Source organism: Nocardiopsis listeri NBRC 13360 (genome assembly GCF_001570765.1).
Taxonomy (GTDB): Bacteria; Actinomycetota; Actinomycetes; order Streptosporangiales; family Streptosporangiaceae; genus Nocardiopsis; species Nocardiopsis listeri.
Genome location: NZ_BCSH01000137.1, coordinates 1 through 978, shown reverse-complemented (window position 1 = coordinate 978; position 978 = coordinate 1). Strand labels below are relative to the sequence as shown.

Genomic DNA, 978 nt, shown 5'->3' with positions numbered 1-978 from the left:
CTAGACGAGTCTTTCCGAATACGTTCAGTGGTCGTAGGCGGTCAGTGAGCGGCTGACCGCCTGACCGGTCTGGAAGTTGTGCCAGATCGCGGCTGCTAGAGCCAGTACTCGCTGGGCCACCCGCACTGCCACTCCCTCAACGGTGCGGCCTCCGTGTTGTTCCAGGTCAAGCTGGCCCTTAAAGGTGTCGTTGACCGACTCGATGAGCTGGCGGACTTTCTTCAGCATCGGCTCGCCCGGACGTAGCGCCTCCTTCTTCCGAGAGGGCCTCAGCAGGGTGATGCCCTGTTCGGACAGTGAACGCTCGAACGCCTTGGAGGCGAAACCCTTGTCCGTGATCAACAACAAGCCCTGCCGATCGGCCACCAGTTCGGCATCGACCTCCAACATCGCGGTCAACACCTCGCGCTCACCGATCTTGGGATCGGCCAGAGACCACAGGATCGGCATCCCCGCCGGAGTGCAGACCAGATAGAGCCGCAGTCCCCAGAAGAAGCGTGAATGCGACGCGCAGTAGCCGTAACCCGCCCAGCCCGCGAGCTCGGATCGTTTCACCGTGGGTCGCGACATCCCACACGGCACGGGGGTGGAATCGGCGATCCACACGGTGTCGTGCCAGAAGTCGGTGTTGGTGGCCAGGACGCGTATCATCCGTTTGATCTGTGGCAAGGCGGCTCGTAGCCGTTTGTTGTATCCGGGGTCTTTGGGGATGTAGGGGAAGGCCTCGCTCAGGTGTTCGCGGGCGTAGCGCAGCCAGCGGGCCTCGGAGTGGAAGCCGAGCAGGGCCTGCATGACGGCCAGGCATAGTAGCTCTGAGTGGCTGAAAGCGGGCGGGCGTCCGGGGGCTCGGCGCAGGCCGGGCCTCTCGTCGTCGATTTTCACGTAGAGTGCGGTCACGAGGGTGTCCAGGTTCGTCGTCACAAACGATCATGGACACCCTCTCTTCGTGCGCTCAAGCCTTTTGGAAAGACTCGTCTA

At 62.6% G+C, this 978-nt stretch carries 1 protein-coding gene; it reads right to left on the bottom strand.

Features of this window, described 5'->3' with window-relative positions:
• Positions 1 to 24 precede the first annotated feature (24 nt).
• Positions 25 to 921 carry an IS982 family transposase gene (locus NLI01S_RS24805; protein WP_067609333.1) on the bottom strand — a complete coding sequence of 299 codons (897 nt, stop codon included), beginning with the start codon at positions 919 to 921 and terminating at the stop codon, positions 25 to 27.
• Between the last annotated feature and the right edge of the window lie 57 nt (positions 922 to 978).